The following is a 4,904-nucleotide window of genomic DNA, read 5'->3' as shown; positions in this document are numbered from 1 at the left end:
CGACCCGCCGCGACCGCCCTCGAGGATGTGCGGCACGCCCGCCTTGACGGTCTTCCACACACCGCCGAGGTTGACGTCGATCATTGCGGCCCAGTCGGTTTCGCTGGTCTTGTCCAGGGTCTGGCCGCCGTTGCCGATGCCGGCGTTGGCGACGATGATGTCCAGCCGGCCCATCTGTTCGACACCGGCGTCCACCGCGGCCTTGAGCGCGTCGTAGTCGCGCACGTCGACTTCGGCGGTGTAGACGCGGCGGTTGTGGCCCTTGACCAGATCGGCGGTCTCCGCGAGATCCTCGGGCGTCGACGGGGCGATCAATTCGACGGTGTCGACCTTTTTACAGATGTCGACGGCGATGATGTCGGCGCCCTCTTGCGCCAGCCGCACCGCATGCGCGCGACCCTGGCCGCGCGCGGCGCCGGTGATGAAAGCGACCTTGCCTTCAACACGTCCAGTCATTGGTTACCTCAATTCGTTGTCGATACAGGGGTTTCGGGGGACTATTCGGGGAACTAGGAGACGAACGTGGGCATGGATTCCCAGCCGCGGACGGCCGTGGTCTGGGAGGGACGCGCATTGGACCAGTCGACTTCCCACGTCGGGAATCTCTTGAGGATCTCCTCGAGCGCGATCCGGCCCTCCAGGCGCGCGAGCGCGTTACCCATGCAGAAATGCGTGCCCGCGCCGAAAGTCATGTGTGACCGCACTTCTCGGTGAATGTCGAAGACGTCACCGTTCGGCGGGAAGCGGCGATGGTCGCGGTTGGCGGACCCGAGCAGCATCAGCATCGCCGATCCCGCCGGCACCTGCTGGCCGTAGTACTCGACGTCGCGGGTCACGTAACGGCCGATGTGCAGGGCGGGCGGTTCCCAGCGCAGAATCTCTTCGATCGCATGAGGTATCAGGCTGGGATCGGCCGCCAGTTGTGCCCGCTGGTCGGGGTAATCGGCGAGAGTCTTTCCCGCCCAACCGATGAGACGCGTCGTCGTCTCGCTGCCGGCAGTGGCGATCACCGTCAGGTACATCAGCAGCTCATCGCGGCCCAACTTGCGCCGTGTACCAGTCTCGTCTTCGAACTCGACGGTGAGCAGGTCGGTCATGATGTCGTCGGACGGATGCTCCGTGCGGTAGTCGATGAATTCGGCGAACACCTCACCGGTGGCCATCAGGTCGACGGTGCCGCTCTGCAGGGTGGCTTCACCGTGTTCGGTGACCCGGCGCTGGTCTTCTTCGGGGATCCCGAGCAGCATCCCGATCACCCGCATGGGCATCTGTGCGCCGAGATCGTTGACGAAGTCGAACCGGTCCGACCCCACCAGCGGATCCAGGCAACGAGAGGTGAACTCGCGGATCTGCGGTTCGAGGGCGAGCACCTTGCGCGGAGTGAAGACCCGCGACAGGAGATTGCGGTGGATGTTGTGAATCGGAGGGTCTTCGAAGATCAATGTGCCGGGCGGTATCTCCATCCCGGACTTGATGATCTCGAGCAGCGCGCCGCGGCCTGAAATGAAGGTCTCATGGTCGATGACTGCTTTGTTGACATCTTCGAACCGGCTCAACGCATAGAAGTCGTGACGAGCGTTGTAGTACAGCGGGGCCTCGTCGCGGAGCCGGGCGAACACCGCGTACGGGTTCATGTTGAGTTCGATGTCGTAAGGGTCGTAGTGCAACTCGGTGTCCGCGGCTTCGTGCACATCGGAACTTTCAGCGCTGATCGTCACGGGTCCCTCTCGCTGGATCAGGGTTCACATAAGACATGGGGCTGACTTTTGTCTCACAACTTTGGCACTGGCGACAACGAGTGTCAACAACGGATTCACTTTCGACAATCTGCGCTCTCCAGCTGAAAGAATGCTGTTCTCCCACGGTCCGCTTGGGTACTTCCAGCAGATCGCGCAGCGACGAGAACCGAGTTCTCGCTCAATACGTGAGAATGCGGTTCTCTACTACTTGGCGGCGAACCCGTGGGAGCAGAAGTCCCACACCTCGTCGGCGGTGATGGGCTTGGTGCTGCCCTCTTCGGCGCCGTTCGACTGCGCGACGAACATGACGGTCTGCATGGTCATCGCTGCCATGCGCTTCGGGTTGATCCCGTCCCGCAGTTGGCCGGCCGCGCCCGCCTCTTCCATCAACTCCGTCAGCAGTGCCAGCAGCGGAGCGTGGGCGACCTTCACCTCGGCGGGATGAGAAAGCAGAAGCCGAGGAGCGAAGTCGGTGAACAGCGGTCGTTTCGCGGTCGGGTCGGGACGCGAGGACTCGAACAACAACTGCACCGCGACCTTGAGCCGCTCGATCGGCTCATCCTCAGTGGTGGTGGCGGCGCGAATCTGGTCGGCTGACCGGCTCAGGGCGTCTTCGAAGAGCGCCAGCAGAAGTTCGTGCTTGCCGTCGAACTGAAGATAGAAGCTGCGCAACGACTGCCGGGAGCGGTCGACGACCTCTTGCACGGTGAAGTCCGTGCTGCCCTTCTCGATGATGATCGCCTGGGCGGCGTCGAGGAAGCGCTGCACGCGCTGCGCGGCGCGAAGCTTCGCGGTTTTGATCGATCGCTCGACCGCGCGCTGCTTCCAGGCCGGTTCCTCGCTGGGGCTCGTCACCGGCGGCTCAGACGCCGGCCGAGTGGGGAGAACATGAACTGACTGTACCGGAGAACGCCTTGCCATTGCGGTCCTCGACCCCCTCGCGGCGAACGTGTCAGAGATTGTAACTTTCTCACGATGAGAATAGTATTCTCATTTTGGAGATAACAGTAGCCCTACCCAAAAATTTGATCCAGCGGGAGTTCTGTGCAGCTGACCTTCGATGCTGACGTCGAGGCGTTCCGCGCCGAGTTCACCGCCTTCCTCGACGAACATCTTCCCTCCGACGCCGTCGCCCTCGAGCGATCCCGGTCCAGTAGTGACGTTCCGGGTTGGGCGCGCGACTGGCAGCGGCTGCTGTTCGAGAACGGCTGGCTGCTGCCGGGCTACCCGCCGGAGTTCGGCGGGCGCAACGCGACGATCCTTCAGCAGTACGTCCACCAGCAGGAACTGGCGCGTCGGCGCGTGTACTTGACGTACAACCCGCAGGGCGTCGGCATCATCTCCGCTTCGCTGATCTCGTTCGGCACGCCTAGGCAACAGCAGCGCTGGGCGGTTCCGATCCTGCGCGCCGAGATCACCGCGTCGCTGGGGATGAGCGAACCGGGTGCCGGATCCGATCTGGCGTCGCTGCGCACCAGCGCCGAACTGGTCGGCGACGAATTCGTCGTCAACGGGCAGAAGGTGTGGACGTCGGGTGCGCACGACGCCGATGTACTGCTGACTTTTGTTCGTACCGATCCGAAAGCCGCCAAACACAAGGGAATCAGCGTACTGATGATCCCGACGGATCTGCCCGGTGTGGTGCGGCGACCATTCGCCTCGCTGTGCGAGGTCGACGACCTGGACTTCAACGAGGTCTTCTTCAACGACGTGCGGGTGCCTGCGGAAAACCTCGTCGGACCGCTGAACGAGGGCTGGCGAGTCGCCAACGGTTCGCTCGGGCATGAGCGAAACATGTTGTGGCTCAGCTACGCGGACCGCCTGCAGGAACTGGTGGAGGATTTTCGGCCCTCCTCGGTGCTGGATCGCGACCGGTACGCCGGGCTGATCATGGACAACCAGGCGCTGCGTCTGCTCGGCTCGGTGGCGTTGGCGCGTGCCGCCCGGGGTGACGAGGACGTGCCCGCGCTGTCGGTTCTCAAGCTCTTCGGGTCGGAGGCGTCGCAGGCGGCGACGGAGTACGCGCTTGCCGCTGCGGGTGTCGACGCGTTGGCCCACCCGGCGTTTTCCGGGCCGTACAGCGCGCAGCACCTCGACCTCTACCGCTGCGGCTGGTTCGAACGCTACGTCAGAACGTTCGGCGGCACGATCGCCGGCGGCACTTCGGAGATCCAACGCAACATCATCGCCCAGCGCCTGCTGGGCCTGCCGCGAAACTAGAAGGACTGCACCATGTACATCGAATACGAGGTTGCCGACCGCGTCGCGACCATCACGTTGAACCGGCCCGAGGCGGCCAACGCGCAGAACCCGGAGTTTCTCGACGAGCTGGACGGCGCGTGGACGCGCGCCGCCGAGGACAGCGACGTCTCGGTGATCGTGTTGCGCGCCAACGGGAAACACTTCTCGGCCGGCCACGACCTGCGTGGCGGTGGGCCGGTTCCGGACAAGATCACGTTGGACTTCATCATCCAGCACGAGGCGAAGCGCTATCTCGAGTACACGCTGCGGTGGCGCAACGTGCCCAAGCCGTCGATCGCAGCGGTCCAGGGCCGTTGCATCTCCGGCGGCCTACTGCTCTGCTGGCCGTGCGATCTGATCATCGCCGCCGACGACGCGCAGTTCTCCGACCCCGTGGTGCTGATGGGCATCGGCGGAGTCGAATACCACGGGCACACATGGGAACTCGGTCCGCGTAAGGCGAAGGAGATTCTGTTCACCGGCCGTGCGATGACCGCCGACGAGGTGGCGAGCACCGGCATGGTGAACAAGGTGGTGCCCCGCGAGCAGTTGGACTCGGAAACCAGGGCGCTGGCAGAGCAGATCGCGAAGATGCCGCCGTTCGCGCTGCGACAGGCCAAGCGCGCGGTGAACCAGACACTCGACGTGCAGGGGTTCTACGCGGCGATCCAGTCGGTCTTCGACATCCATCAGACCGGCCACGGCAACGCGTTGAGCGTGAGCGGATGGCCGGTGCTGGTGAACCTCGACGAGATGAAAGCCAACATCAAGTAACCCCACTCTTTGGCGCGAGCGTGCGTGTTTGCACACGACACGCCGCGTAAGTTCAGCATTTTGCGCACGCTCACGCCGCGCGAGCGTCACGCATCTGCCGCTCGACTCTCGACACGAAATCAAATGCGCGGTGCCGAACGTCGTCTTGCA

At 63.8% G+C, this 4,904-nt stretch carries 5 protein-coding genes; 2 read left to right on the top strand and 3 right to left on the bottom strand.

Annotated elements, in window-relative coordinates; all coding sequences use genetic code 11:
• From A5663_RS21245 to A5663_RS21235, 3 genes are all read right to left on the bottom strand, one after another.
• On the bottom strand, positions 1-456 hold a 456-nt coding region (locus tag A5663_RS21245; protein WP_156744597.1), incomplete at its 3' end, for an SDR family NAD(P)-dependent oxidoreductase.
• A gap of 53 nt (positions 457-509) precedes the next feature.
• Positions 510-1,634, bottom strand: coding sequence for a cytochrome P450 (locus A5663_RS21240; protein ID WP_197503515.1), 1,125 nt, complete (start codon positions 1,632-1,634; stop codon positions 510-512).
• Positions 1,635-1,943: 309 nt separating this feature from the next.
• Entirely contained in the window at positions 1,944-2,660 is a 717-nt protein-coding gene (locus tag A5663_RS21235) for a TetR/AcrR family transcriptional regulator (RefSeq protein ID WP_082974310.1), read from the bottom strand.
• A gap of 123 nt (positions 2,661-2,783) precedes the next feature.
• On the opposite strand from A5663_RS21235, the gene A5663_RS21230 reads away from it, so the two are divergent.
• Entirely contained in the window at positions 2,784-3,959 is a 1,176-nt protein-coding gene (locus tag A5663_RS21230) for an acyl-CoA dehydrogenase family protein (protein ID WP_068153704.1), read from the top strand.
• A 12-nt stretch (positions 3,960-3,971) separates the two neighbouring features.
• On the top strand, positions 3,972-4,754 hold the full coding sequence (locus A5663_RS21225) for an enoyl-CoA hydratase (RefSeq protein ID WP_068153703.1): 783 nt from the start codon (positions 3,972-3,974) through the stop codon (positions 4,752-4,754).
• Positions 4,755-4,904 lie beyond the last annotated feature (150 nt).

The sequence above is a fragment of the Mycobacterium sp. E740 genome, assembly GCF_001672895.1.
GTDB lineage: Bacteria > Actinomycetota > Actinomycetes > Mycobacteriales > Mycobacteriaceae > Mycobacterium.
Note: the sequence above shows the minus strand (reverse complement) of the source record. Positions and strands in the feature narration are given on the sequence as shown.

What these genes read in the sequence shown, in the direction of transcription:
- A5663_RS21240 (WP_197503515.1), bottom strand. Translation starts at nt 1,634, where the DNA reads ATGAACCCGTACGCGGTGTTCGCCCGGCTCCGCGACGAGGCCCCGCTG.
- A5663_RS21235 (WP_082974310.1), bottom strand. Translation starts at nt 2,660, where the DNA reads ATGGCAAGGCGTTCTCCGGTACAGTCAGTTCATGTTCTCCCCACTCGG.
- A5663_RS21225 (WP_068153703.1), top strand. Translation starts at nt 3,972, where the DNA reads ATGTACATCGAATACGAGGTTGCCGACCGCGTCGCGACCATCACGTTG.